At 65.7% G+C, this 204-nt stretch carries 1 pseudogene; it reads left to right on the plus strand.

From position 1 onward, the window contains the following. Positions 1-16 precede the first annotated feature (16 nt). A pseudogene (locus JMJ55_RS30770) lies at positions 17-204 on the plus strand (helix-turn-helix domain-containing protein); the annotation flags it as partial.

Raw genomic sequence — 204 nt, forward strand, 5'->3', positions numbered from 1 at the left:
CGTGGAAGGACGCGCTATGGGCCAAGTTCAGCATGGGAGCGCCACAACGACAGCGGCGGTCCGTCGAGCGATACAGCATAGTCAAGAGAGCCTGAGGGGGCTGGCCAGGCGCTACGGGATCAACCCGAAGACGGTGGCCAAGTGGCGCAAGCGCGCCTTTGTGGCCGACCTGCCTACCGGGCCAAAGAGGCCGACGTCGACGGT

The organism is Belnapia mucosa (assembly GCF_016775475.1).
In the GTDB taxonomy this organism is placed as follows: domain Bacteria; phylum Pseudomonadota; class Alphaproteobacteria; order Acetobacterales; family Acetobacteraceae; genus Belnapia; species Belnapia mucosa.